General features: G+C 70.8%; 22 protein-coding genes and 1 pseudogene. 13 read left to right on the top strand and 10 right to left on the bottom strand.

Annotated features, from left to right (window positions below; all coding sequences use genetic code 11):
- Positions 1-18: 18 nt before the first annotated feature.
- The 3 genes from CES90_RS25035 to CES90_RS25025 form a co-directional block, all read right to left on the bottom strand.
- On the bottom strand, positions 19-1,656 hold the full coding sequence (locus tag CES90_RS25035) for a cellulase family glycosylhydrolase (protein ID WP_189783577.1): 1,638 nt from the start codon (positions 1,654-1,656) through the stop codon (positions 19-21).
- Positions 1,657-1,735: 79 nt separating this feature from the next.
- A complete protein-coding gene (locus CES90_RS25030) occupies positions 1,736-2,881 on the bottom strand; it encodes a GDSL-type esterase/lipase family protein (protein WP_189783578.1) in 1,146 nt (381 codons plus the stop codon).
- Positions 2,882-3,014: 133 nt separating this feature from the next.
- A complete protein-coding gene (locus tag CES90_RS25025) occupies positions 3,015-3,296 on the bottom strand; it encodes a hypothetical protein (protein WP_189783579.1) in 282 nt (93 codons plus the stop codon).
- A 10-nt stretch (positions 3,297-3,306) separates the two neighbouring features.
- Here CES90_RS25025 and CES90_RS25020 point away from each other — a divergent pair, with 10 nt between their 5' ends.
- Both CES90_RS25020 and CES90_RS25015 read left to right on the top strand, forming a co-directional pair.
- On the top strand, positions 3,307-6,744 hold the full coding sequence (locus CES90_RS25020) for a S8 family peptidase (protein WP_189783580.1): 3,438 nt from the start codon (positions 3,307-3,309) through the stop codon (positions 6,742-6,744).
- A 104-nt stretch (positions 6,745-6,848) separates the two neighbouring features.
- Positions 6,849-7,265 carry a DUF1565 domain-containing protein gene (locus CES90_RS25015; protein WP_189783581.1) on the top strand — a complete coding sequence of 139 codons (417 nt, stop codon included), beginning with the start codon at positions 6,849-6,851 and terminating at the stop codon, positions 7,263-7,265.
- 61 nt (positions 7,266-7,326) lie between these two features.
- Here CES90_RS25015 and CES90_RS25010 read toward each other — a convergent pair whose 3' ends face one another.
- Together CES90_RS25010 and CES90_RS25005 are read right to left on the bottom strand one after the other, a co-directional pair.
- Entirely contained in the window at positions 7,327-7,722 is a 396-nt protein-coding gene (locus CES90_RS25010; protein WP_189783582.1) for a hypothetical protein, read from the bottom strand.
- 30 nt (positions 7,723-7,752) lie between these two features.
- Positions 7,753-8,331 carry a TetR/AcrR family transcriptional regulator gene (locus tag CES90_RS25005; protein ID WP_229913885.1) on the bottom strand — a complete coding sequence of 193 codons (579 nt, stop codon included), beginning with the start codon at positions 8,329-8,331 and terminating at the stop codon, positions 7,753-7,755.
- A 289-nt stretch (positions 8,332-8,620) separates the two neighbouring features.
- On the opposite strand from CES90_RS25005, the gene CES90_RS25000 reads away from it, so the two are divergent.
- The 7 genes from CES90_RS25000 (at position 8,621) to CES90_RS49865 (ending at position 15,169) form a co-directional block, all read left to right on the top strand.
- Entirely contained in the window at positions 8,621-9,187 is a 567-nt protein-coding gene (locus tag CES90_RS25000; protein WP_189783584.1) for a (2Fe-2S)-binding protein, read from the top strand.
- Complete coding sequence (locus tag CES90_RS24995; protein ID WP_189783585.1) at positions 9,184-10,176, top strand: FAD binding domain-containing protein; 993 nt, start codon at positions 9,184-9,186, stop codon at positions 10,174-10,176. The genes CES90_RS25000 and CES90_RS24995 overlap by 4 nt, the downstream gene beginning before the upstream one ends.
- The gene (locus CES90_RS24990) at positions 10,173-12,296 is read left to right on the top strand and encodes a xanthine dehydrogenase family protein molybdopterin-binding subunit (protein WP_189783586.1); all 2,124 of its coding nucleotides are present in this window, start codon (positions 10,173-10,175) and stop codon (positions 12,294-12,296) included. The genes CES90_RS24995 and CES90_RS24990 overlap by 4 nt, the downstream gene beginning before the upstream one ends.
- Entirely contained in the window at positions 12,289-13,470 is a 1,182-nt protein-coding gene (locus CES90_RS24985) for an XdhC family protein (protein WP_189783587.1), read from the top strand. The genes CES90_RS24990 and CES90_RS24985 overlap by 8 nt, the downstream gene beginning before the upstream one ends.
- Before the next feature lie 70 nt (positions 13,471-13,540).
- Positions 13,541-13,876 (top strand): hypothetical protein, encoded by a 336-nt coding sequence (locus CES90_RS24980; protein WP_189783588.1) that lies wholly within the window; start codon positions 13,541-13,543, stop codon positions 13,874-13,876.
- A gap of 13 nt (positions 13,877-13,889) precedes the next feature.
- Positions 13,890-14,621, top strand: coding sequence for an MFS transporter (locus tag CES90_RS49870; RefSeq protein ID WP_229913886.1), 732 nt, complete (start codon positions 13,890-13,892; stop codon positions 14,619-14,621).
- Positions 14,588-15,169: an MFS transporter gene (locus CES90_RS49865; RefSeq protein WP_229913887.1), complete on the top strand. Its 582-nt coding sequence runs from the start codon at positions 14,588-14,590 to the stop codon at positions 15,167-15,169. Before CES90_RS49870 ends, CES90_RS49865 begins: the two co-directional genes overlap by 34 nt.
- Before the next feature lie 22 nt (positions 15,170-15,191).
- Here the strand turns inward: CES90_RS49865 and CES90_RS24970 are convergent, their stop codons facing one another.
- Together CES90_RS24970 and CES90_RS24965 are read right to left on the bottom strand one after the other, a co-directional pair.
- A complete protein-coding gene (locus tag CES90_RS24970) occupies positions 15,192-16,079 on the bottom strand; it encodes a geranyl diphosphate 2-C-methyltransferase (RefSeq protein ID WP_373313368.1) in 888 nt (295 codons plus the stop codon).
- A 100-nt stretch (positions 16,080-16,179) separates the two neighbouring features.
- Positions 16,180-17,244: a family 2 encapsulin nanocompartment cargo protein terpene cyclase gene (locus CES90_RS24965; RefSeq protein ID WP_229913888.1), complete on the bottom strand. Its 1,065-nt coding sequence runs from the start codon at positions 17,242-17,244 to the stop codon at positions 16,180-16,182.
- Between CES90_RS24965 and CES90_RS49860 the strand changes: the two are divergent.
- Positions 17,231-17,587: pseudogene (locus CES90_RS49860) on the top strand (zinc ribbon domain-containing protein); the annotation flags it as partial. The gene CES90_RS24965 and the pseudogene CES90_RS49860 overlap by 14 nt on opposite strands.
- Here CES90_RS49860 and CES90_RS24960 read toward each other — a convergent pair.
- Positions 17,502-18,929, bottom strand: coding sequence for a family 2B encapsulin nanocompartment shell protein (locus tag CES90_RS24960; RefSeq protein ID WP_189783589.1), 1,428 nt, complete (start codon positions 18,927-18,929; stop codon positions 17,502-17,504). The pseudogene CES90_RS49860 and the gene CES90_RS24960 overlap by 86 nt on opposite strands.
- Before the next feature lie 692 nt (positions 18,930-19,621).
- Between CES90_RS24960 and CES90_RS24955 the strand changes: the two genes are divergently transcribed.
- On the top strand, positions 19,622-20,500 hold the full coding sequence (locus tag CES90_RS24955) for a fructosamine kinase family protein (RefSeq protein WP_189783590.1): 879 nt from the start codon (positions 19,622-19,624) through the stop codon (positions 20,498-20,500).
- Positions 20,501-20,813: 313 nt separating this feature from the next.
- Here CES90_RS24955 and CES90_RS24950 read toward each other — a convergent pair whose 3' ends face one another.
- Both CES90_RS24950 and CES90_RS24945 read right to left on the bottom strand, forming a co-directional pair.
- Complete coding sequence (locus CES90_RS24950) at positions 20,814-22,985, bottom strand: TerD family protein (RefSeq protein WP_189783591.1); 2,172 nt, start codon at positions 22,983-22,985, stop codon at positions 20,814-20,816.
- A gap of 128 nt (positions 22,986-23,113) precedes the next feature.
- A complete protein-coding gene (locus tag CES90_RS24945) occupies positions 23,114-23,257 on the bottom strand; it encodes a hypothetical protein (protein ID WP_189783592.1) in 144 nt (47 codons plus the stop codon).
- A 50-nt stretch (positions 23,258-23,307) separates the two neighbouring features.
- On the opposite strand from CES90_RS24945, the gene paaA reads away from it, so the two are divergent.
- Together paaA and paaB are read left to right on the top strand one after the other, a co-directional pair.
- Positions 23,308-24,285: a 1,2-phenylacetyl-CoA epoxidase subunit PaaA gene (paaA, locus tag CES90_RS24940; RefSeq protein WP_189783593.1), complete on the top strand. Its 978-nt coding sequence runs from the start codon at positions 23,308-23,310 to the stop codon at positions 24,283-24,285.
- Complete coding sequence (gene paaB, locus CES90_RS24935; protein WP_189783594.1) at positions 24,282-24,578, top strand: 1,2-phenylacetyl-CoA epoxidase subunit PaaB; 297 nt, start codon at positions 24,282-24,284, stop codon at positions 24,576-24,578. The genes paaA and paaB overlap by 4 nt, the downstream gene beginning before the upstream one ends.
- The last annotated feature ends 6 nt before the right edge of the window (positions 24,579-24,584 follow it).

Here is a 24,584-nt window from a genome sequence, read left to right as displayed (position 1 = left end):
CATATGAGCTACGAGCTCTCAGGACACCGTGCAGGCGGAGCCGTTGAGGGCGAACGCCGTGGGGCTCGGGTTCGTGCTTCCCCGACTCGCCGTGAAGCCGAGCGCGACCGAGCCCGCCGCGGGGACGTTCGCCGTGTACGACGCGGCCGTGACGCTCACGTCGGCGCCGGACTGGGTGGCGGTGCCGCCCCACAGGTTGGTGACGCGCTGGCTGTCGGGGAACGTCCAGCGCAGGGTCCAGCCGTTGATCGCCGAGGTGCCGGTGTTGCGGACGACGATCTCGCCCTGGAAGCCGCCGGACCACTCGTTCGTCACCCGATAGCCGATCGCGCAGTTCGCCGTCGAGCCGCCGGAAGCGGTGGTGACGGTCACCGCGCCGGAGCGAGGGGAGCGGTTGCCGGCGCCGTCACGGGCGTAGACGGCGAAGACGTACGACGTGGACGGGGCGAGTCCGGTGAGGGCGGCGGAGGTGCCGGTGGTGGTCGTGGCGGCGGTCTCGCTCGTGCCGTTGACCCGGACCACGTCGTAGCCCGTGACACCGGTCGCGTCGGTCGCGGCGGCCCAGGTCAGCGTGGCGGACGAGGACGTCACCGCCGAGGCGGCCGGGGTTCCGGGAGCGGTCGGGGGAGTGGTGTCCTCGCCGCCGGACGAGGAGTAGATCGCGGCTTCCCTGGCGGTGGCGGCGATACCGTTCGCGCCGTTGAAGAGCCGCTGCCCCCAGCTGGTGAGCTGGTTCGGGTCGAAGTTCGTGACCATGTCCAGGTACTCGACGCCACCGCTGTTGCCGCTCCAGGACCAGCCCAGGTAGCCGAGGCCGAGCCGCTGGGCGGTGGCCAGGATGGCGTCCTCGTCGGGGTTGCCGTCGGAGTGGTCGTGCCCGAACTCGCCCACCACGATGGGGAGTTTCGCGGTGACGAAGCGGCCCAGGTAGTCGCTGATCTCGGCGGCCGTGTCGAAGACCCCGTACATGTGGATGGAGAAGACGGTGTTGGCGTCCGGGTCGGCGGCGAAGACGGAGGCCGCGTTGTCGCGCATCGTGAACGCCCAGTCCTGGCCCCAGTTGGGCGCGTCGACCATGATGGTGTGGTCGAAACCCGCCGTGCGCAGCTTCTGGATCGCCGCCTTGGTGTCGGCCGTCCAGGCCGCGTAGTTGGTGTTGCCGTACGGCTCGTTGCCGATGTTGACGATGACGTAGTCCTCCTGACCGGTCAGCGCGCTCTGCACGCTGATCCAGTAGTCGGCGGCGCGCGAGAGCGTGACAGCACCGCTCTGCTCGCCGTACCCCGTCGTGTCGTGCACCTCCAGGACGCAGATCAGCCGGTTCCGCTTGCACTGCGCGACGACGTTCGCCACGTCGGCGGTGTCGTTGCGGGTCCAGCGGTCGCCGCTGGAGAGGACCACGCGCACGGTGTTGGCTCCCTTGGCCTTGATGTGGGACAGGGAGCTGATCCGGTCCGGGTACCAGGTGTGGGCGTGGTTGACGCCGCGCATCACGAAGTCGTCGCCCGACCGCTCCAGCAGCCGTCCGTTCTCGACGCGGAAACCGGTGGGCGCGGCCTGGGCCGGCGGACCGAGGGCGAACAGGGGGAGGAGCACCGCCAGAAGGGCTGCGCCGATCGCGGCCACACGGGGGACGGTCGGTGTACGGGATCTCATGACGGCTCCAGGAGAGGGGAGTTGGGGAGGCCGGTCACGCGGGTGGGCAGCGCCGGCGGGTCGTCCGGCGCACCGTCCGTCAGGAGGCGGCGGCCCGCGCCGTGCAGCCGACGGCCGCCGACGGCGTCCCGGCCGTCGACGCAGTGGTGGCGACGAAGCCGAAGGCGGTGCTCGCACCGGGTGCGAGGGTGCCGTTCCAGCCGGCGTCGGCGACAGTGGTGGTGCCGTCGGGGGCCGAACCGAGCGAGCCGTTCCAGACCTGGGTGAGTCGCGCGCCGTCGGCCGGTACGACGGTCACGGTCCAGCCCGAGACGGAGGAGGCGGACGTGTTGGTCACGGTCACCTCGCCCTGGTAACCGCCCTGCCAGACGTTCACGGCCCGGAAGACCGCCGTGCAGGAAGGCTCACCCTCATCGGGGTCGCCGGGGTCGCCGGGGTCGCCAGGCTCTTCCGGGTCCTGTGGAATCCCCGCGTCCAGCGCCGCGCTCAGCGCCGGATACCAGCGCGCGGCGATCTTGTTGTCCCCGGCGGCGTTCGGATGCACCCCGTCGTACGTGTCCGTGGCCGTACCGAACCCCGTCCACTGGTCGACCACGGTCACCGGCGAGCGGCTCGTGGACGTCGCCCGCGCCCAGTCGGGGATCCGCGCGTTGAAGTCGACGACGCGCTGCGCACAGGCCGCGCAACTGCTGGGCTTCATGGGAATGATCTGCGCGACGAGGATCCGCATGTCGGGGTTGGAGGCCCGCATCTGCCCCACCAGCTTGGTGTAGGCGGCGAGGATGCGGTCGGGGGCGATGCTGCTCCACACATCGTTCGTACCGAAGTGCATGACAACGATGTCCGGAAGCGTCGCGGCGAGCCGTCCGGGCAGCAGGTCCTGGTCGGCGACGTTGGTCACCAACTCGCCGCCGTGGCCCTCGTTGTCGCCGTCATGCGCCACCCCGCAGCCCTGGGGGCCGAGGGCGCCGACGAAGTCGATGTTCGTGTGTCCGGCGTTCTGCAACCGGTTCCACAGCACGGCCCGCCAGCAGCCGGGCGAGCCGGTGATCGAGTCGCCCAGCGGCATGATGCGCACCGGGTCCGCCGCCGTATGCGCCGCCCTCGGCGCGGCCACGGCGGGCGACGCGAGAGTCAAGGGCGCGAGCAGGGCGGCCAGCAGGCCGAGAAACGGGATGATCGGTAAGCGTGAGCCAAGTAGGCGTGAGATGCGGGTGCTGCGCATGATGTTCCCTTCCCCGAGTGAGATGGGAGCGCTCCCATGGAACATGCCACCGTTGTCATTGACGCGTCAAGACAAGTGCGGCGAGTGGTCCAACGGGCTTGCGCCAAAGGGAAGTTGAGGTCTTAAGAAAGGATCACCCTTTCGGTATCTTTGCACGCGCTCCTTCATTCACACCCGCACCTCCGGCAACACCCCCCACTTCGAGCGGAGTTCGCGTGAAAAGACCTCGTGTCACGGCATGGACGGGCAGCGCGTTGGCGGCTGTTCTGCTCGTCACCACCCAGAGCGGCTTATCCACCGCTTCCATCCCCACTTCTTCGCTTTCCTCGACCTCCTCGCTTTCCTCGACCTCCTCGCTTTCCTCGACCTCCTCGCTTTCCTCGGCTCTCCAGGGCAAGCGGTTCACCCTCGTCACCGGTGACGTCGTGACCGTCGGCGAGGAGCGCGGCGAGCCCGGCGTCGACGTCGAACCCGGCAAGGGCCGCGAGGGCATGGGCTTCGTGCGGCAGGGCAGCGGTTCCGACATCAGCGTGATCCCCATGGACGTGGCCCCGCTGGTGGCCACCGGACAGGTCGACGACCAGCTCTTCGATCTCGGCGCCCTCGAACGCTTCGGCCTCGACGACGCGTCCACCGAGGACCGGGGGCTCCCGCTGATCATCCGGCACAGCGGAGCCCGGCTGCCCGCCGCCACCCGCGCCGAGGCCGTCCCCGACGGCACGGTGACGCTGGAGTCGATCGACGCCACTGCCGTGACCCTGCCGAAGAACGACGGCGGAGCCCTGTGGCGGACGCTCACCGCCTCCGCCGAGGGCGCCGACGGCGAACTGCGGCCCGCCATCGAGAAGGTGTGGCTGGACACCCCGGTCGAGCTCACGGACGAGGGAAGCGCGGCGGACGAACCGGAGACCACCCCAGAGGGCGATGTCGCGGTCTCGGACCTCGTCGGGCAGATCAACGCGAAGGGCGTCAGGGGGCGCGGCCTTGACGGCTCCGGCGTTCGGGTCGCCGTCATCGACACCGGTGTGCGCGCGACCCACCCCGATCTGAAGGACCGGGTCTCGAAGTCCGCGAACTTCATCACCTGGGACGACGAGACGGGTGACGTGGACGGCCACGGCACCCACGTCGCGGGCATCATCGCCGGTACGGGCGCGGCGTCCGACGGCAAGTACGAGGGCGTCGCCCCCGGTGCCGAGATCCTCAGCGCACGCGTGCTGTCCGGCCCGCTCGGCTCGCTCTCGCACATCATCAACGGCATGGAGTGGGCGGCCGACGAGGGCGTCGACATCGTCAACGTGTCCCTCGGATCAAGGGCGTTGAGCGACGGTACCGACCCGTGGTCGCTTGCCACCGACGCCCTGCTGGAGCGGGGCGTGCTCCCGGTCGTGTCGGCCGGCAACAGCGGCTCGGACCCCTTCACCGTCTCGCCGCCCTCGGCGGCCGAGGGCGCGCTGGCCGTGGGCGCGGCCGGCGGCGACGACGCCATCGCGAGCTTCTCCAGCCGAGGCCCGCTCTTCGGCGACTACCACGTCAAGCCCAACATCAAGGCCCCCGGCGTCGCTGTGACGGCGGCCCGTGCCAAGGACACCTCCATCGGCGACGTCGACCCCGAAGGCCCCGACGGCCCGGTCGACGACCACTACACCCGCCTGTCCGGTACGTCGATGGCGTCACCCGCGGTCGCCGGTGCCGCCGCCCTCGTCATGCAGGCCCACCCGGACTGGACACCCCGCCAGGTGGCCCAGGCCCTGGTCTCCAGCGCCGACCCCAGCGCCGATGAGACGGTGTACGACCAGGGCTCCGGCATGGTCGACGTCCAGCGGGCGGTGGACCAGCCGGTCACGGCCACGGTGTCCACCCTGGACTTCGGCCGTCTGACCTGGCCCCGCTCCGCGGACGACAGCAGGCGCAAGGTGGCGTTCACCAACGCCTCGGACGAGGACATCACCCTGGACCTCGCCCTCGACGTCACCTCCACCCGGGGGAACCTGCCCACCGGCCTGCTCGGTCTGTCCCAGGACGAGGTGACCGTTCCCGCGCACGGCACGGCCTCGGTGGCCGTCGAGTTCCGCGACACCGGCATCCGCTCCGGCGGCACCCTGTCCGCCCTGCTGACCGCCGAGGGCGGCGACGGCACGGCGGCCGTACGCGTCCCGGTCGGCCTCAGCCTCGAACCCGAGAGCTACGACCTCACGCTCAACCTCCGGGACCACCTGGGCGAGAACGCCGACGGCATCTCGATCATCGACCTCCTGCCGCTGGACCGCGCCCTGGAGCCGTTCGAGAGCCCGAACCTCGCCACCGTCGCCTCGAAGATCACAGTCCGGGCGCCCGTGGGAACGTACGGCATCTCCGCGTTCATCGGCCGCCAAGAGGACGACTCGTACTGGTTCGACAGCGACATCATCCTCGCCGGCGAGCCTCGGGTCCGGGTGGACAAGGCGACCGAGCTGACGCTGGGCGGCACGGCGGCCCAGAGGCTGGCGCACACGGTGGACAACGACAAGGTGGAGAACGTCTACCGCCAGGTCGGCGTCGCCCAGCGGCAGCGGACGGCACCGGCAGGGGCCGACAAACCGCTGAGCGTCCACACCAGCGTGCAGTTCAAGCATCTGGCGCCCGACTACTGGGCGGTGCCCTCCACGACCCGCGCCGAGGGCGACCGGTACACGGCGTACTTCCGTGAGGACCTCGGCGAGGGGTACGAGTTCGGCAAGGTTCCCGACGGTGCCCCCGGCGACGGTTACACGTACCCCACTGTCACCGGGCCGATCTACCACCTCGCCGCCCTCCGCGAGGGCCGTGTCCCGGCCGGCTTCACCGGCCGCGTCAGGGACTCCGAACTCGCCCGCACCGAGGCCCGTTACGTGGCCTCGGAGCAGACCGGTGGCTTCGACCGGGAGTTCCCGCTGAAGTCGAAACTGGCCACCGCGACCCTGAAGGGCATCCCGGTCGCGGGACGCCGTATCAACGTGCCCTCGCCGAGCACCCGCACGGAGTACTTCACCGCGTCCAAGGACGTCGCCTGGTCCCAGGAACTGCGCTGGAGCTGGCAGAACGCGGACCCCGCGGACGCGCTGGAGCACCGTGCGCTGTTCACCGAGCCCCAGGTCTTCCGGCCCGGCCACCGGACCGAGTACTGGAACCGTCCGGTGGGCGCCCCCGTGCTCGCCGCCGACGGCCGCCAGCTGACGCGCGGCGGTGACACCATCACCGTCGACCTGCCGATGGGTGGTGACTCCGAGAGGCGGCATCTGTTCACGAGCGACGCCTACTACGCCACGTACGACTACACCCTCAGCCGGGACGGCGAGACGATCACCAAGGTCAGGGACGGCGCCGACGAGTTCCCGAGGAACCATGCGCTCGCCGCCTGGAAGGTCCCGGCCGACACCGGCACATACACGCTCAGGGCTCATGCCGACCGCGGCCAGTGGAACAGCGTGAGCACCGAGGTGGAAGGAGTCTGGACGTTCCGCTCCGGCCCGGCCGGCGAGGGGGAGACGGCCGTGCTGCCCCTGACCAGCGTGCGCTTCCGGCCGCCGGTCGACGAGTGGTCGCGCGCCGGGGACGGCCGCACGGTCGCCGTCCCGTTTACGCTCCAGCGGACCGGAGACCAGGCCCGCGGCAGGCTGCGCACACTGACCGTCGAAGCGTCCTTCGACGGCGGTACGACCTGGCGGCGGGTGCCGGTCGCGAAGAACCGCGCGCTGATCCCGCACCCGGCCGTGGCCTCGCTGCCCGCCGAGCACATCGACCGCAACGGTCACGGTTATGTCAGCCTGCGGGTCAAGGGCTCCGACCGGGCGTCGACCTTCGAAGTGACAGTGAAGAAGGCATACAAGCTCAAGAAGTCCTGACACCGAGTCGCCGTCGCCCCCCGGGCAACTCGCCCGGGGGCGACGGCGCCGTTCATGGACAAGAACCCCGCTTTCCCCGACTCCGGTCGCCCGGGAGGTGAACCATGCGGTCAAAGCGATTCACCGTGTGCGCGACCCTGTTGAGCGTCCTGGCCGGCGGGCTCGTCGTCCTGGCCGGCACCACCGCGCACGCCGCGACCAGCCTGTACGTGGCGACCAACGGTGACGACGCCAACTCAGGGACGATGTCCGCCCTGTTGCGGACGATCCAGCGGGCGGTGGATCTCGCGCAGCCGGGGGACACGATCCTGATCCGGGGCGGGAGCTATGCGCCGACCACGAACATCCAGCTGCTGAAGAGCGGCACGTCGAGCCAGCCGATCACCATGAGCGGCTACAACCGTGAACGCGTCGCTCGGCGGCGGTGCCTTCCTGCGTCCCGCCAACGGCGCGGACCTCGGGGCACGGTTCTGAGCCCGCGCGGATCCCGCTCCCGCCCGGCGGCGACAGGCCCTGCCTGACCGGCTGTCATGAGGTCGCCGATCAGGCAGGGACGGGGGTGCGGCTGCTGAAGGGATGCGGTTACTGGACGCGACCGCAGCCGTCGATGATGCCGCCGCTCCGTACGTTGCAGATACGGAAGCGGACGTTGCTGACACCTGTGTCGTCAAGCCAGAATGAGCCGGTCTCCCCGCGAGCGACCGCGGCATAGAACCTCCACTTGCCACCGCTCACCGCCTCCGGGCGTTGCAGGACGCCCGCGGTGACATCGCTGGTGCAGTTGGCCGGGCGGTTGGTGAGCTGCACCTTGCCCCAGGTGCGGTACAGGTTCCTGTCCTCGTTGATGAGTTCCCAGCCGAACTTGCCGGCCGCCGTGGTGCACGCGCCGTTGCGGTTGCCGGCGCTCGCACCGCTGCGCGTGAATGAGGCACTGACGGGGCCTGGCCGCTTTGTGCGGGCGCGCTTGCCTGAAGGCACACGAGTGGTTCCGGTCTGGGTGGGCGGTGCTCACTTGCCCCGTGCTCCCGCGCGCAGCCCGTCCATGATCAGGTCGAGGAGGCGGTTGGCGGTGGCTTGCCAGTCGCCGGCGGGGTCGATCTGCCAGAGGCCGGCGATGGCGAGAAAGAAGTCGTCGCCACTCACGCCGGGGCGGATGGTGCCGGCTTCCTCGCCCGCCCGGAGCAGGAGATCGGCGGCCGCGATCACATGGGCGTGGCCCGGCCTCGCCGGGCTTCCCGGTCCGCTGGTGGCCTGGCGGATGGCGTCCGCGAGGCCCACCTTGGTCATGGCGAACCGGACGAGGCGGTCCATCCACTCGCGCAGGGCGCGATCCGGCTCCCGGGTCCCGAGCAACTCGGCCGCGGCGTCGGCGACCTGCTGCATCTCGTAGCGGTAGACCTCCAGGACAAGCGCTTCGCGGGTGGGGAAGTGCCGGTACATCGTGCCCTGCCCGACGCACGCCTTCCGGGCGATCCGGCTCAGCGGGGCGTCCGCGCAGTGCGTCAGTTCGACCAGTGCGACTTCCAGGATGCGCTCGCGATTGCGCTGGGCGTCCGAGCGCAGAGGCGCGTCCTTCTGCCTCCCCACAGGTCCTCCTCGCGGGGTCGTGGCCGAAACCCGGCCTTGTTCAACCGGACGACTGTCCGTTAAGTTTTCCTCGGCGGACAGTTGTCCGATCTGGTGCATAGTAGCGGCGGTACGACCGGTCTTCGTACCCCCGACCCCGCACCCCGCATGTTCGCGAAACGAAGCCGGTCGTCGTGTGACGTGCCGTCAACTGGCCACTGCCCCTTCCGTTTCCGATATGGCTCCTGATTCGTCCGCCTGCCGGAGTCGTCCCCCGGACGTGCCCCGGATACGCGAAAGAAGGCTGATCATGTCCACGGTCCCCTCATCGACGTACAGCGCCATCACTTTGACCGTCAACGGCGAGAAGCACACGCTGTCCGTCGACCACCGCACCACCCTGCTCGACGCGCTGCGTGAGCGGCTCGATCTGACCGGCACCAAGAAGGGCTGCGACCAGGGGCAGTGCGGCGCCTGCACGGTCCTCGTCGACGGCCGCCGCAACGTTTCCTGTCTGCAGTTGGCGGTGGCGGCCGAAGGGCGTGAGATCACCACCATCGAGGGCGTCACCGACGGCGACCGACTGCATCCCGTGCAGCAGGCGTTCCTCGACCTCGACGGCTACCAGTGCGGCTACTGCACCCCGGGCCAGATCTGTTCGGCGATCGCCGTGATCGAGGAGCACGCGGCGGGCTGGCCGAGCGCCGCCACCGAGGACGTACGGCCCGAGGCGGGACCGCCACCGCTGAGCGCGGAGGAGATCCGCGAGCGGATGAGCGGCAACCTGTGCCGCTGCGGCGCCTACGTGCAGATCGTCCAGGCCGTCGCCCGTGCCGCTGCCGACACCGCGGTGAGCGCCGAGGAGGTGGCGGCGTGAGGGAGTTCGGCTACCAGCGCGCGCACGACGTCTCCGGCGCCCTCGCGCTGCTCGACGCCGACCCGCAGGCACGGTTCCTCGGCGGCGGCACCAACCTTGTCGACCTGATGAAGGCCGGCGTCGAATGGCCCGGAAGACTGGTCGACGTACGGGAGTTACCCCTCGACCGGATCGAGTCCACCGAGGACGGCGGTCTGCGCATCGGCGCGACGGTCACCAACAGCGACCTGGCCGCACACCCCGAAGTCCGGCGCCGCTACCCGGCGTTGACGCAGGCGGTGCTGGCCGGAGCCTCCGGTCAGCTGCGCAACATGGCCACCGTCGGCGGGAACCTGCTCCAGCGCACCCGTTGCGGCTACTTCGCCGACGTGACCAAGCCCTGCAACAAACGCGTCCCCGGCAGCGGTTGCCCCGCGATCGAGGGCGAGCACCACAACCACGCCGTCCTGGGCGCCTCCGAGCACTGCGTGGCCACCCACCCCTCGGACATGGGGGTGGCGCTGACCGCCTTCGACGCGGTGGTCTCGTACGAAACTGCCGACGGTGCAGGCGAGTCGGCGCTGACGGACTTCTATCTGCCGGTGGGTGACACCCCGCACCGCGAGACCGCGCTCCCGCCGGGTGCGCTGATCACCGCCGTCACCCTGCCGCCGACGCCCACGGCCGCCCGCTCCCGCTATCGCAAGGTGCGCGAGCGCGCCTCCTACGCCTTCGCCATCGGCTCGATCGCCGCCGCGCTCGACGTCCGGGACGGCGTCGTACACGATGTGCGCCTGGCCTTCGGGGCCGTCGCGTCCCGGCCCTGGCGGGCCCGTACGGCCGAACGTGTCCTGACCGGGGCGCCGGCCGACACGGAATCCTTCGCCGCGGCCGCGGACGCCGAGTTGGCGGCCGCGCGGCCACTGCCCCACAACGTCTACAAGGTGACCTTGATGCGCAACCTCGTGGTGGCCGTGCTGTCCGAACTCACCGAGGAGGTCACTCGATGACCACCGCCCCCACGGCACGCGAGAAGTCCGTAGGCGCCCCGCACACCCGGGTGGAGGGCCGCGACAAGGTCACCGGAGCGGCCCGCTACGCGGGGGAGATCCCCTTCGCCGAACTCGCCCACGGCTGGCTGGTGCTGTCCACCGTGGCCCGCGGCCGGATCCGTACGGTCGAGACCGACGGCGTACTCGGGATGCCGGGTGTTCTCACCGTTCTGCACCACGGCAACGCCCCGCGCGTCGACAGCGACTACGTCGGCCTGATGGGTTCCCGGCCCGACCCGACCGTGGCCCTCTTCCAGCACGACCGGGTGCCGCACCTGGGCTGGCCGGTGGCACTGGTCGTCGCCGAGACGTCCGAGCAGGCCAGGGAAGCCGCCGAGGCTTTGGTCGTCCACTACGAACGGCAGCCGCACGACGTCGACTTCCGCGGCTCGCATGCGGACGCGTACCCGGTGGACTCACACATGCCCGCGGTGGCGGAGAAGGGCGACCTGGAGGCCGAACTCGCCGCGTCCGCCGTCGTCGTGGACGCCGAATACACCACCCCGGAGGAGCACCACCACCCGATGGAGCCGCACGCCGCCAGCGCCCGCTGGGACGGCGGCCGGCTCGAAGTCGTCGACTCCAACCAGAGCACCCTCTGGGTCGCGAGCGAACTCGCCAGGCTGTTCTCGCTCGACGCGACCTCGGTGTGGGTGCGCTCCGAACACGTCGGCGGCGGCTTCGGCTCCAAGGGAGCCCGGGCCCACCAAGTGGCCGCCGTGATGGCAGCGACCGTCCTTGAGCGGCCGGTCCGGGTCGTCATGACCCGCCGGCAGATGTTCTCCCTCGCCGGTTACCGCAGCCCCACCACACAGCGCGTCAGGCTCGGCGCCGACGCCGACGGTCGGCTGCGCGCCCTCCAACACCGTTCCCTCAACGTCACCTCGACCGTCCACGACTTCGTCGAACTCGGCGCGACGCCGGCTCGGGTGCTGTACGACGCCGACGCCCACCACACCTCCAACCACGTCGTGCCGCTCGACGTGCCGACCCCCACCTGGATGCGCGCGCCGGGTGAGGCGCCGGGGTCGTTCGCACTGGAGTCGGCGCTCGACGAACTCGCCGAGAAGTGCGGCCTGGACCCGATCGAGCTGCGCGTACGGAACGAACCCGAGCGGGGACCGGTGTCGGGGCTGCCGTTCAGCACCCGCAGGCTCCTCGCCTGCTTCCGGGAGGGAGCCCGCCGGTTCGGGTGGGCCAACCGTGACCCGCGCCCCGGAGTGCGTCGCGACGGCCGCTGGCTGCTCGGCACCGGTACCGCGGCGGCCTCCTTCCCGTCCGGGGCCATGCCCTCCACGGCGTCCGTGACCGCCGAGGCGGACGGCGGCTTCACCGTGCGGATCAACGCGTCGGACATCGGCACCGGGGCACGGACCGCTATCACCCTGATCGCCGCGGACGCGTTGGGAGCGGCCCCGGACCGCGTCCAAGTGCGCCTGGGCGACAGCGACCTCGGCATGGCCGGGATCGCCGGTGGCTCCATGGGCACCCGCTCCTGGTCATGGGCGGTCACCCTCGCCTCCGCCGAACTGCGGGAACGGCTCGCGCTCGGCGCGGACATCCCACCGGGGGGCATCACCGTCCGCTCGGACACCACCGCGGCCCTCGGCGCCCTCGCTCAGAAGGAACGACACTCCTACGGCGCCCAGTTCGCTGAGGTCGCCGTTGACCCGGCCACGGGTGAGGTGCGGGTGCGCCGCATGCTCGGCATCTTCGCCGCGGGCCGGATCGTCAATCCGCTCACCGCGCGCAGCCAGTTCGTCGGCGGCATGACCTGGGGCATCTCCATGGCCCTGCACGAGGAAGCGGTACGGGACCGCGCCACGGGCGGACACTACGGCGCCGACCTGGCCGGCTACCACGTCGCCGCGCACGCCGACGTCCCCGCCGTCGAGGCGGACTGGATCGACGACCCCGACCCGGACGACCCGATCGGCATCAGGGGCATCGGCGAGATCGGCATCGTGGGGGCAGCGGCGGCGATCGCCAACGCGGTCTGGCACGCGACCGGCGTACGCCACCGCCATCTGCCGATCCGGCCCGACCGTGTCCTGCTGGCGGGAGAGCCAAGTGCTTGACATCGCGGCCGAGTTGAACCGATGGATGGAGGAGGGCCGAACGTTCGCCGTCGCCACCGTCGTGACGGTCAGCGGCAGCGCCCCGCGCGCGCCCGGTGCCGCCCTCGCCGTCGACAGCGAGGGCACGGTCATCGGCTCGGTCTCCGGCGGGTGCGTGGAGGGCGCGGTGTACGAGCTGTGCCAACAGTCGCTGGCGGACGGCGGGACCGTACTGCGGCGCTTCGGCTACAGCGACGAGGACGCCTTCGCAGTCGGCCTGACCTGTGGCGGGGTGATCGACATCCTGATCACCCCGGTCACCCCGGTCACCGCGGAAGCCCCGGTGCTCCGGTCGGCGCTGTCGGCCGCCGCCGGGGGCGGGCCGGTCGCTCTGGCCCGGGTCGTCCGGGGCCCCGCCGACCTGCTCGGCCGGGCCCTGCTCGTCCATCCTGACGGGGCGTACGAAGGTGGACTCGGCAGCCACTCGGACCGCGACCGGACGGCGGCGGCCGAAGCCCGGGCCATGCTGGAGGGAGGCCGCACCGGCACCGTGGAACTCTCGGCGAGCGGAGCGAGTTGGGGGTCCCCCCGGACGGAGTCCGGGGGAGGGTCGCACTGCCCCGGCGGCCTCACCCTGCTCGTCGAGTCGTCCGTCCCACCGCCCCGCATGATCGTCTTCGGCGCGATCGACTTCGCGGCGGCACTGGTACGGGCCGGCAAGTTCCTCGGCTACCACGTCACCGTGTGCGACGCCCGGCCCGTCTTCGCCACCCGGGCCCGCCTTCCCGAGGCCGACGACATCGTGATCGACTGGCCGCACCGGTATCTGGGGCGGACGGCGACCGATGAGCGCACCGTCCTGTGCGTCCTGACCCACGACGCCAAGTTCGACGTACCCCTGCTGACGGAGGCCCTGCGGCTGCCGGTCGCCTACATCGGTGCGATGGGCTCACGCCGCACCCACGCCGACCGCGAGCGCCGGCTCCGCGAAGTCGGCGTGACGGAAGGGGAGTTGGCCAGACTCAGGTCTCCGATCGGCCTGGATCTCGGTGCCCACACCCCCGAGGAGACCGCTGTGTCCATCGCGGCGGAGATCGTCGCGACCCGGCGGGGCGGGACCGGCCTGCCGCTGACCGGCTCGGGCACACCGATCCACCGGGACACGGGAGAACGGGAGGCTGTAGTGGTGGCCTGAGTACTCCGGACGGAACGACTGAGTATGTAGTCCGATACCCCGCCCCTCCGTCCGCTGATGGACTGTCGTCATGAACACGCACACCACGCGGCTCCGACCCCTCCGGAACGTCACCGCCACGGCCACCGCCACCGGTTCGGCCCTCGCGGTGGCGCTGCTCCCCCTGGTGGTCGGGGCGCTGGTGGCCCGCACGGCCGGCGGCGACCCGATGGCCTCGGTCAACGCCCTGATCACAGGCGGCGGCCAACGCGCCAAGCTGTCCCGCCGCCACCTGCGCGACTGCGGCGACCGCGCGCTCGCGACGGCACGGGGCGCGTGGGCCGACCGCAGACAGGCACTCGGGGACACCGCTGTCGTCTCGGCTGTCACCCGGTGTCGTCGTCTGGCCAGGAGAGGCGGCCGATGACACCATTGGGCGGATGATTGACGCAGGTGAACGATCCTCCGTCTGGCGCCATCGGGAGTTCCGGCTGTTATGGGGTGGCCAGACGGTCAGCGAGATGGGCTCGGACATCACCGTTCTCGCGCTGCCGTTGGTCGCCCTCGTGCTGCTGGACGCCTCCGCGTTCCAGGTCGGTCTGTTGGCCGCGGCGGAGACCAGTGCGTATCTGCTCGTCGCGCTGCCGGCCGGGGCGATCGTGGACCGGGTCGCCAAACGCCGGCTGATGATCTGGTGCAACCTCGCGTTGCTCCTGGTGATCGGTTCGGTGCCGCTGGCCCACGCCGTCGATGCGCTGACGCTCGCTCAGCTCTATGCCGTGGCACTGGTCTCCAGCGTGCTGTCCGTGTTCTTCACGGTGGCGTACCAGAGTTACCTGCCGGTGCTGCTCGATCGCGATCAACTCATGGACGGCAACAGCAAGCTCGCCGCCTCTCAGTCGGTCGCACAGATCGCCGGGCCCGGGGCGGGCGCGGGGCTGGTGACGCTGGTCGGCCCCGCGGGGGCGATGACGGTCGACGCGCTCTCCTTCGCGGTGTCAGCGGGCTCGCTGACGGCGATCCGTACCCGCGAACCGCGCCGAACACGGAACGAACCCGGTCGCCGTCCCACCCTGCGGTCGCAGATCCGTGCAGGGCTCACCTACGTGACCCGCGATACCCCATCCTGCGCAACTCGGTGGCGTTCAACGGCACCGCCAACTTCTTCGTGATCATGGTGGAGACCCTCGGCCCGCTGTTCCTCATCCGCACCCTGCACCTGCGGCCGGGCATGGTCGGGCTGCTGCTGGCGCTGGGGGCCGTCGGCGGGGTGGCCGGTGGTGTGGCGGCACAGTACCTCGCCAGGAAGGTCGGCTCGGCGCGGATCAGCTGGATCGCGATGACCGTGCTGTCGCTGCCCGGCCTCCTCATCCCGCTGGCCGGGCCCGGCTGGTGGGTGCTGCTGTTCGGCATCGGCTGGATCTCGTGGACCTTCTCCTCCACTGTCGCGGGTTTCTCGCTGACCAGTTACCGCCAAGCCGCCTGCCCGCCGGACATGCTCGGCCGGGTCAGCGCCGCCGCCCGCTGGATCACCTGGGGCACACTGCCGTTGGGCGGTCTGGTCGGCGGCGTGCTCGCCACCGCCCTCGGCGTCCGGACCACGCTGTGGGTCGCCGTCGCCGGCGGCTGCTGTGCGGGACTGTGGCTGTTCTTCTCACCGCTGCGCGGCCTGCGCGACATCCCTCTGGGAAAGCTCGCGCCCGCCGGCGGAGTGCTGTGACACCGTCGCACGAGGTGGTGGGTCAGACCCGGTCGGCTGCGATCAGCAGGTACTGGAAGCTGCCGTTCTCGTACGCGGTGATGAAGGTGTCCTCGATGCCCGTGACCAGATGGTCGGCCTGTTTGCGCAGTTCCCAGTAGGGGAGAGCGGCGGCCGTCAAATCCTGCACGTGGACGGGGACGAGACGGTTGCGGGCCATTGCCCGGAAGTACTCCGAGCGGGAGTGGATGTCGCAGATGTAGTGGGCGTTGATGAGGGACACCTCGCGTGAGGCCCGCCCGTAGGTGTCGTTGTAGCAGCCGGTGATCGTGACATAGCGTCCGCCGCGGCGCAGCAGGCGGGCGTGCTCGGCGAAGAGCAGGTCCAGCTCGACGTACATGGTGGACTCGTTGTTCCAGGACGCCGCGAACTCCCCGGAGGGCAGGCCCGTGTCGAGCATGTCGCGATGGTGGTAGCGGACCCGGTCGTCGATGTCACGCTTGCGGGCCTGCTCGCCCGCGAAGTCGGCCTGCTTCCGGGAGATCGTCACCCCGTCTGCGGCGCACCCGTACCGCAGATGGGCCACCACACTCCCGCCACCGCGCCCGCAGCCGGCGTCGAAGACCCGGTCGGCGGGGGAGAGGGGGCCGAGGTGGCGGGCGAGCAGGTCGGCCTGGGCCTGCTCCAGACGGTGCAGTTCGGCGGTGATGCGCGCCCGGCGGCGCTTCGGATCGGGGTCGTCGTCGAGGACGGACCAGTCGGCGTCACCGACGCCGTAGTGATGGTGGTACAGGTCGTCGATCCTGCCGAGTTCGAGGTTGACAGGGTTCTCCTCGGCGTTCCAGTAGTCCGCGACGCGGGACTGGTACGAGGAGTTGGCGGGGGATCGGTTCGGCAGCGGTGCGGGGTTCGTGGTGACGGCGTCGATGATGGTCAACGAAGGCTCCTCTACTGCGATGGATGCTGCGCTGGACGCGATCGGATGTCGGCAGGGTCGGGCGCAATCGGTGGTCGGACGGGGGCAGCGGTCGTCACCAGTAGTCGGGCAGGTGGTAGCGGCTGGTGTTCGTGGCATGCCACTCGTGGTTGCCGGCCACCCAGGCGGCGAGACCGGCGGCGTAGCGCTCGATGAGGGGCGAGGTCGCGGACAGAGCCGCCGACTCCTCCTCGAACGCCTCCATGATCCGGTTGTGGATCTCGACGGCCTTCAGATAAGCGGCCTTCAGCCCGCACCGCTCGTTCGCGGCGATCACCTTCGGCAGGTTCAGATGGTCCGGGTCGCCCGCCATCTCCTTGGCGAAGGAGTACAGGTCATTGACGAGGGTCGAGGCATTTCCCGCGAGCGCGGTGATCCGCTGGACCTCCGGGCGGACGTACACGGCCTCCGGCAGTTCCCAGCCGTCCACGGTGTCGACGACCGCCAGACAGGGCCGGAAGTTGTTGAACTGCCGCATCGTCAGGTACTCCCACACCCGTGGCATGTACCGGGTCTCGGACCAGGCGGCCTCACCGAGATAGCCCAGGTGCAGCCGGGCCAGGTCATGGACGAGCCGGTCGGTCTGGCTGGGCGTGGCGAGCGTCGCGTAGTCCCGCAGCGCGAAGTGGTACGAGCGCAGCGGCCCGTCCGCCCGTACGCCGTGTCCCCACCGCTCCTCCGCCTCGGGGGTGCCGTGCAGGGGGTCGAGCGCCGACTGGGCCATCAGCAGCCGACCGCCGAGGCCTCGCGGTGACCCACCCTTGCCCTCGTCGACCTCGCAGTACACGTTGTCGACGAGATGCTCGGCCATCAGCAACTTGCCCGCCGCGGTGAGGTGTTCGAGGCTTGCCCCGCCGGGATGCGCGAGGACGATCGCCCGGCCGAGCCCGAACCGCGCGAACTGCCCCTGCCACTGGCGGGGGAACAACTCCAGCCGCTCCGCCCAGGTCGCCAGCCTGCGCTCGACCTCCGCGACCTTCACCGGGTCGGCGGGCACGGCGGGCCGGTGGCGCAACCCGGGAATCACCCCGCTGTGGCGGGCCCGCCGGGACGGGGCGGGGCTCGGCGGTCCCGGCAGCCGGGTCCTGGTGGCCGCGACGGGTGCTGGCTGCATGCTCATCGGGATCCCTCCGTGGATACCCCGGGCTTCAGGCCGGGGTGGGGTACCTGTCCGCGAGCGGACGTGCAAGTGCGGCACCGTGCATGACCGTGACGTGAACGCGGCACGCAACGTGCCGGCCGCCGGGCCGGCGGTGTCCGCCTGTGGAAGACGGTGCAAGACCTCAACGGGAGTCCTCCCGGACGGGCCGGTCGTCGGTGAGGCAGGAATCCAGCGGGCGACCGCCGGAGGCCCCCGCCGTTGGACAGGGGAGGAAGTCAGTCCGGCATCCACCCGATCTGCACGTTCTCCAGGATCCCGGCGGCGTCCGGCACGAGGATCGCCATCGAGTAGTAGGCGGTGACCAGATAGCTCATGATCGCTGTGGTGTCGACGCCCATGAACCGCACGTTCAGCGAGGGCTCGTACTCCTCGGGGATGCCCGTCTGGTGCAGGCCCACGACCCCCTGGTCCTTCTCGCCCGTGCGCAGCGCGATGATGCTCGTGGTGTGCTGCGGGCTGATCGGGATCTTGCTGCACGGGAACAGCGGCACACCGCGCCACGCGGGCATCTCGTGCCCGCCGACGTTCACCGTGCCGGGGACCAGACCACGCCGGTTGCACTGCCGGAAGAACGCCGCGATCGCCTTCGGGTGGGCCAGGTACAGCCGGGTCTTGCGGCGCATCGACAGCAACTCGTCCATGTCGTCCGGCGTCGGCGGGCCGGAGAAGGTACTGACGCGCTGCCCGTAGTCGATGTTGTGCAGCAGCCCGAACTCCCGGTTGTTGACCAGCTCCCACTCCTGGCGTTCGCGGATCTCCTCGATGGTCAGACGGAGTTGCTGCTCGGTCTGGTCCATCGGGTTGTTGTAGAGGTCCGCGACGCGGGTGTGAACCCGCAACACCGTCTGCGTGAGTGACAGTTCGTACTCGCGGGGTGCGAGGTCGTAGTCGACGAAGCCGCCGGGCAGCGACAGCTCGCCCACATGCCCGGCCTCCAGGGGGACATCGGCCTCGCCCTTGCGGTTCATGGGCCGGTTCTGCTGCTCGGCGAACACGTCGAACTGGGCCGCCAGCGACGGGGTGCGCTCCACGAACGCCATCAGCGTGTCCCAGTTGAGCGCCAGCACCACCCCCGCGGTCTCGGCCCGCACCGAGCTGAGCCACAGCGGATCGGTCTGCCCGATGGCCTCGTCGCCCATCCCGTCACCGTCGGAGACGACTCCGAGAACCTCCTCCTCGCCGTACTTGCCGGTGGTGTAGCGCGTGAACCGGCCGTGCACCACGAGATACGCCTCGGTCACCGGCTGCCCCGCGTCGAACAGCACCGTGCCGGCCCGCACCTCCCGCACCCGGAAGCGGGAGGAGATCTCCCTGAGGGCTGCGATGTCCGTGTAGCCGCGCAGCGCGGGCAGTTCGGTCAGCGTCTCGGGGATGACCTTCACATCGTCGGCGCCGTTCTGGTCGAACTGCACCCGGCCCCGGCCGATACGCAGCTGAAGACGCCGGTTGACCCGGTAGGTGCCGCCCTTGACGTCCACCCACGGCAGCATCTTGAGCAGCCACCGCGAGGTGATTGCCTGCATCTGCGGTTCGGACTTGGTGGTTGTCGCGAGCTGACGTGCCGCTTGGGTGCTGAGGCTGGTGAAGTGCTGTCCGTCAGCGGGGTCGGGTGCGCTTTCGGATGAGCTGACTGGGGCGGTCACATTCCCTCCCGAGGGGTGAGCGGATGTGCGGTGACGCGCTGGGGCACCGGCGGGCGCCGGTGGACAACGGTCGACAACGGTCGAAGCGGAGACACCGAACGTCGAAGCGGAGACAGGGAACTCGGGTGGCGCGCGTACGACGTGGTCGTGGGCGGATTCCGAGGCGATCCGAGGCGATCCGAGGCGATCCGAGGCGATCCGAGGCGATCCGAGGCGATGGACGCCGAGACGGCGGCTGTGAGGCGGCGCGTGCGGCTGAGCGGCACGCGTCGCGGGTTCAAGCCAAGCAGGTTCCGGGGCGCGCCGGGCACGGCGTGAACGGGGCGTCTTCGCGTCCTGGAGATGCGGAAACCGCCGGCTGAGGCAGAAGGACGGCCACGATGCGCGCCCACGCCGGGCGCCCGCCCCGGCCCCCGGCGTGGAGGGCGCGCAACGCCGAGGGGCCGTCCGGGAGCGGTCTCTGGTCACTGCCGGGTCACCAGCGCGGAAGCTTCAGCTCGTACCCCGGCTGGATCCGGCGCATGGACCCGGGTCGTCCCGCGCACGCACCCCCGAGCGAGATTTCACGGGTGCCACACCCGGCCCGTACGGGATCCTGTTCTGCGTCTGCAGAAGACGCAGAAGACGCAGAAGATGCGGGAGATGCGGGAGATGCGGGAGATGCGGGAGATGCGGGAGATGCGGGAGATGGAATGGAGGTGGTCGCCGTGACCGACCGCACGGCACCCGGTGCCTTGGCCGCACGGCTCACCGGCCGCCCGGCCACCGGCGAGCGTCGGCTCTCCGGAACACTCGCCGAGGTCACCCTCGACGACGGCCGGACGGTGATGGTCAAGCTCGGCGACGGCCCCGGTGCGGCCCGGGCCGAGGCGGCGGGGCTGCGCTGGCTGGCCGACGCCGGCTCGGTCCGCCTGCCGACCGTGTACGGCCACGACGAGCGCCGCCTGGTGATCGACCGGGTCTCGCAAGGGGCACCCGACGCCCGGGCGGCGGTCCGCTTCGGGGGCGCGCTGGCCGCCCTGCACGCCGCCGGTGCGCCCGCCTACGGCGCCGCGCCGCCCGGCGGACCGAGGGAGGCGTACATCGGGCGCGCCCCCATGCGCAATGTCCACGGTGCCGACTGGCCCGTCTGGTACGCCGAACACCGGGTGCTGCCCTATCTGCGCCGTGCGGTCGACGACGGCACGATCCGCCCGGCCGAGGCGACCGTGGTCGAGCAGGTCTGTGAACGGCTGCCCGACCTCGCGGGCCCCGCCGAGCCGCCCGCCCGACTGCACGGCGACCTGTGGAACGGCAACGTGCTGTGGGGCGCCGACGGCCACGCCTGGCTCATCGACCCGGCGGCACACGGCGGCCACCGCGAGACCGACCTCGCGATGCTCGCCCTCTTCGGCTGCCCCCACCTGGACCACGTCCTCACCGGCTACCAGGAGGCGGCCCCCCTCGCCGACGGCTGGACCGATCGCGTCGGCCTCCACCAGCTCTTCCCGCTACTGGTGCACGCGGTGCTGTTCGGACGGGGGTACGCGGAACAGGCGCTGAACACGGCTCGAGCGGCGCTCGCGCGATGAGCGCGGGCGCCACCCGGAGCGAGTTGGAGGTGAGGAGAGCGAAGGAGCTCGCATTTGAGCCGCTTTCACGGCGGTGAGAAGGAAGCCCCCTCATGGCCTCACCGCGAGCAACGGTAGCAGTCGGCCAGAGGCCGAGTCGCGCAGGTTGTCGAGGCGAAAACGCGGGGCTCATCCGCGCACACGCGAAACCGGGAGGCGCCGTGGTGGCGCCTCCCGGTGCGAAGTCGGCGGCGAGGAAAGCGAAGGAACTTGTTTCAGGAAAGGAATTGAGAAGGAAGCCCCTTCATGGCCTCGCCGTGGGCAACGCTAGCACTCACCCCGGGATCAAGTCGCGCAGATTTTCGAGGGTGATGATCCGGGAGTCCGTGTGCAGCCCCTCGGGGCGTTCGAGACCGATGTACGTCACGGGCTCGTCCGGGACCGGCCCGCCGTCCCACAGGTCCACGGCCGTGGTGCCGCCGGACATCAGGTCGATCAGGTACCGCACCGTCAACTGCTCGCGCTCCACGAGGGCGCGCACCACCTTGGACACCGACACCTGGTTCTCCTCGACCCGGTTGGCCGACGAGATGCCCTTCAGATACAGATGCAGCCACTTCGCGTGCCAGCGCCCGTCGTCCCCGCGCCGGAACACCAGAGGCAGCGCCACCTTGCCCGGCCCGCGCATCTCCGACTTCATCCGTACCGTGCGCGGCTCGAACGGACGGCCCTTCTGCTCGCCGTCGCGCACCATGAACCCGAAGAACGACTCCTCGACCTCGTCGAAGCCCTCGCCGGCGAAGATGTTCACCTGCGGAACGATGAACGTGCTGCGCACCCGGTCCAGGGACAGGTCGATGAACTCCGAGGCCCCGTCGGGCGCCTCGGTGACATCGCCCGAGTGCCGGCCCCCGACGGTCGTGAGGGACGTGTAGGAGAGCCAGGAGTCGGTGCTGTAGTCGCGGTGCAGAAGCAGTGCCGACAGGTCGTAGTCGGTCCCGTCCTCGGTCTCCTTCCAGTACACGAAGAAGCGCAGCCGATCACCGTCGACCTTCGAGACCGACCCCCGCGGCAGTACGCCGAGCCCGGCCGCGGTCGCCCTGCCGCTGAGCGGGAGCGCCACGTCCAGGACGTCGGGGTCGATCAGCAGCCGGCCCGCCGCCGGGAGCCGACGGCGCGTCTCGGCGTCGAGGGCGGCGATCAGGCGGTCGCGGTCGGCGGCCGGTACGGCCGGGCGGTGGTCGGGCATCACCCAGCCGCGGCCCCGGCGGTTGACGAAGACGCGGGGTGCCTCGGTCTCCCGGTCGCGGTTGTGGAAGTGCTCGCGGACCGAGAGGAGGACCCGGCCGGAGACCTTGGGCGCGACCTCCACCGCGGCGGCCACCACCGCGTCCCGCTCCGCCTGGTCTGCGGCGATGCGCAGCAGGAGGTCCAGGGCGCGGAACAGCTTGCCGGGAGCGGACTTCAGCAGCTTCGCCGCACCGGTGATGTCGAACTCGTCGAGCAGCTTCTCGACCCGGCTGTCGAAGGACCGCGCCTCCTTCTCGCCCCGGGCGACGGCGAAGACCTCGGCGGCGTGCGGCCAGCGCGGGTACTCGTGCGGGTGGAGACGCTCACCGAGCCGCTTGAAGGGCTCCCGGTACGCGTGCACATCCGCGAGCTTCGCCGGGTTCGCGGCGACCACGGCGTCGAGGCCCGCGAGCAGCCCCCGCCGCACCGGCCGTGACAGTGCCAGGAACCGGGTCGGCTCCCGCAGCGTCACGTCACCGCCCGACAGCGCGCAGGCCAGCCGGAGTACGTCGGTGACGGTGTCCAGCAGGAGCTCGGCGCCGACGCCGAGCCGGGCCTCGTTGACGACCGCCCGGTTCTCCCGGACAGGGATCGACTCCGGCTGGGGACCGAGCGCGCACCGCCCGGCGAGAACCTTGAGGTCAGGCAGATCGTCCTCGCCGAGCGGGGTCGTGCTGCCGGCCAGGGCCAGGTACAGCTCGGTGATTTCGTCGTCCAGGTCCCGGCCGAGATGCAGGACGGTCACCCGGTCGCCCGCCGACGCGATCAGCTCGTCCTGCGCCGCGAGCATCTCCTCGTAGGTGTGCTGGTACCTGCCGTACGTGGGCAGACTGAGCAGGTTCAGCACCCCGTGTGCCAGCTGCGTCAGCACGTTCTCGCGTGCCGTGCCGTCGTCGAGCGCCTTCCCCAGGCACCGCATCCAGAACTCTTCGGTGTCCGGCACGTTCGCCGGGAAGTCGATGAAGTACGAGTTGTGCCGGACGTGGTCGCCCACCATCTCGCGCACCGTGCGCAGCGTCCGCCGGGCGGTGTGGAGGACGGCGGCCTCGGACAGCCCCGACAACCGCTCCAGCAGCTCCGCCGAGAGCTTGAAGCCCGCCGTCATCAGCGCCGCGTCGAACTGCCGCGCGGCGGTGGCGCCGTCCCCGGCGGAGCCCCTGGGGATCGGAAGGCGGTGGGTGTGCCGGAGGACCAGCGATTCGAGACTCTGCGCCATTCCGGGATGATCGCAGAGGTGTGCGAGTCGACGCACAGGAGTTTTTTCCGTACGCCGCCCCCTCCGGCCCCTCCTGCGCGTACGCCGCCCCCTCCGGCCCCTCCTGCGCGTACGCCGCCCGACTCCCGCTACACCTGCGCGTACGCCTCCGGCCCGCGCCGCGCATGTGCCGGGACGCCGTCGAGGGCGAGCTCGAAGGCCGCGTCCGCGCGGCCCTCACCGCGCCACCCGTTCACCATCGTCTTCGGGCCCCAGGTCTTGCTCGCACGCAAGAATCACGTCACACTGGAACCGAACGAATGGTCGGTTGGGAAGGGTACCGATGGCCACGACACACTCCGCCGAGGCGCCGGACCGGGACGGGCTGCAGGAACACTTCGACGCGACGATCACGCGGGACCAGCGGATCGAGCCGCGCGACTGGATGCCGGACGGCTACCGCAAGACGCTGATCCGGCAGATCGCCCAGCATGCGCACTCGGAGATCATCGGTATGCAGCCGGAAGGCGAGTGGATCACCAAGGCGCCGTCCCTGCGCCGCAAGGCGATCCTCTTCGCCAAGGTGCAGGACGAGGCCGGCCACGGACTGTACCTGTACTCGGCGGCGGAGACGCTGGGGGCCGACCGCGCGGATCTGACGGCCCGGCTGATCGAGGGACGCCAGAAGTACTCGTCGATCTTCAACTATCCGACGCTGAGCTTCGCCGACGTGGGTGTCATCGGCTGGTTCGTGGACGGCGCGGCGATCTGCAACCAGGTGCCGCTGTGCCGGAGTTCGTACGGGCCGTACGCGCGGGCGATGGTGCGGATCTGCAAGGAGGAGTCGTTCCACCAGCGGCAGGGCTACGAGCTGCTGCTGACGATGATGCGCGGCACCGACGCGCAGCGCGCGATGGTGCAGGACGCGGTGGACCGCTGGTGGTGGCCGTCGCTGATGATGTTCGGCCCGCCCGACGACGCCTCGCCCAACTCCGCGCAGTCCATGGCCTGGAAGATCAAGCGGCACAGCAACGACGAGCTGCGCCAGCGTTTCGTCGACATGACCGTCCCGCAGGCCGACAAGCTCGGCGTCCGGCTGCCCGATCCGGAGCTGCGGTGGAACGAGGAGCGCGGGCGCCACGACTTCGGCACCCCCGACTGGGACGAGCTGAAGCGGGTGATCACCGGGAACGGGCCGTGCAACGACCGGCGTATGGAGCGCCGCAGGACGGCCCACGAGGAGGGTGCCTGGGTGCGGGAGGCGGCCACCGCCCACGCGGCCAAGCAGGCGGCCCGTGCGAAGGACGGAGCAGCGGCATGAGTGACAGGACCAAGGGCGACTGGCCGCTGTACGAGGTGTTCGTGCGCGGCAAGCGCGGCCTGAACCACGTCCATGTGGGCTCGCTGCACGCCGCCGACGACCAGATGGCCCTCACCCACGCCCGCGACCTGTACACCCGGCGCAACGAGGGCGTGTCCATCTGGGTCGTGCGCTCGGAGCACATCGCCGCCTCCACCCGCGACGAGAAGGACCCCTTCTTCGAACCCAGCGCCGACAAGGTGTACCGCCACCCGACCTTCTACGACATCCCCGACGACGTCCCGCACATCTAGCCCACG

The organism is Streptomyces capitiformicae (assembly GCF_002214185.1).
GTDB lineage: Bacteria > Actinomycetota > Actinomycetes > Streptomycetales > Streptomycetaceae > Streptomyces > Streptomyces capitiformicae.
This window is presented reverse-complemented; position numbering and strand designations above follow the sequence as displayed.

Bases quoted from the DNA above. Each gene is read 5' to 3' on its own strand.
- CES90_RS25035 (WP_189783577.1), bottom strand. From the start codon at position 1,656: ATGAGATCCCGTACACCGACCGTCCCCCGTGTGGCCGCGATCGGCGCA.
- CES90_RS25030 (WP_189783578.1), bottom strand. From the start codon at position 2,881: ATGCGCAGCACCCGCATCTCACGCCTACTTGGCTCACGCTTACCGATC.
- CES90_RS25015 (WP_189783581.1), top strand. From the start codon at position 6,849: ATGCGGTCAAAGCGATTCACCGTGTGCGCGACCCTGTTGAGCGTCCTG.
- CES90_RS25000 (WP_189783584.1), top strand. From the start codon at position 8,621: ATGTCCACGGTCCCCTCATCGACGTACAGCGCCATCACTTTGACCGTC.
- CES90_RS24990 (WP_189783586.1), top strand. From the start codon at position 10,173: ATGACCACCGCCCCCACGGCACGCGAGAAGTCCGTAGGCGCCCCGCAC.
- CES90_RS24980 (WP_189783588.1), top strand. From the start codon at position 13,541: ATGAACACGCACACCACGCGGCTCCGACCCCTCCGGAACGTCACCGCC.
- CES90_RS49870 (WP_229913886.1), top strand. From the start codon at position 13,890: ATGATTGACGCAGGTGAACGATCCTCCGTCTGGCGCCATCGGGAGTTC.
- CES90_RS24965 (WP_229913888.1), bottom strand. From the start codon at position 17,244: ATGAGCATGCAGCCAGCACCCGTCGCGGCCACCAGGACCCGGCTGCCG.
- CES90_RS24955 (WP_189783590.1), top strand. From the start codon at position 19,622: ATGGAGGTGGTCGCCGTGACCGACCGCACGGCACCCGGTGCCTTGGCC.
- CES90_RS24950 (WP_189783591.1), bottom strand. From the start codon at position 22,985: ATGGCGCAGAGTCTCGAATCGCTGGTCCTCCGGCACACCCACCGCCTT.
- paaA (WP_189783593.1), top strand. From the start codon at position 23,308: ATGGCCACGACACACTCCGCCGAGGCGCCGGACCGGGACGGGCTGCAG.
- paaB (WP_189783594.1), top strand. From the start codon at position 24,282: ATGAGTGACAGGACCAAGGGCGACTGGCCGCTGTACGAGGTGTTCGTG.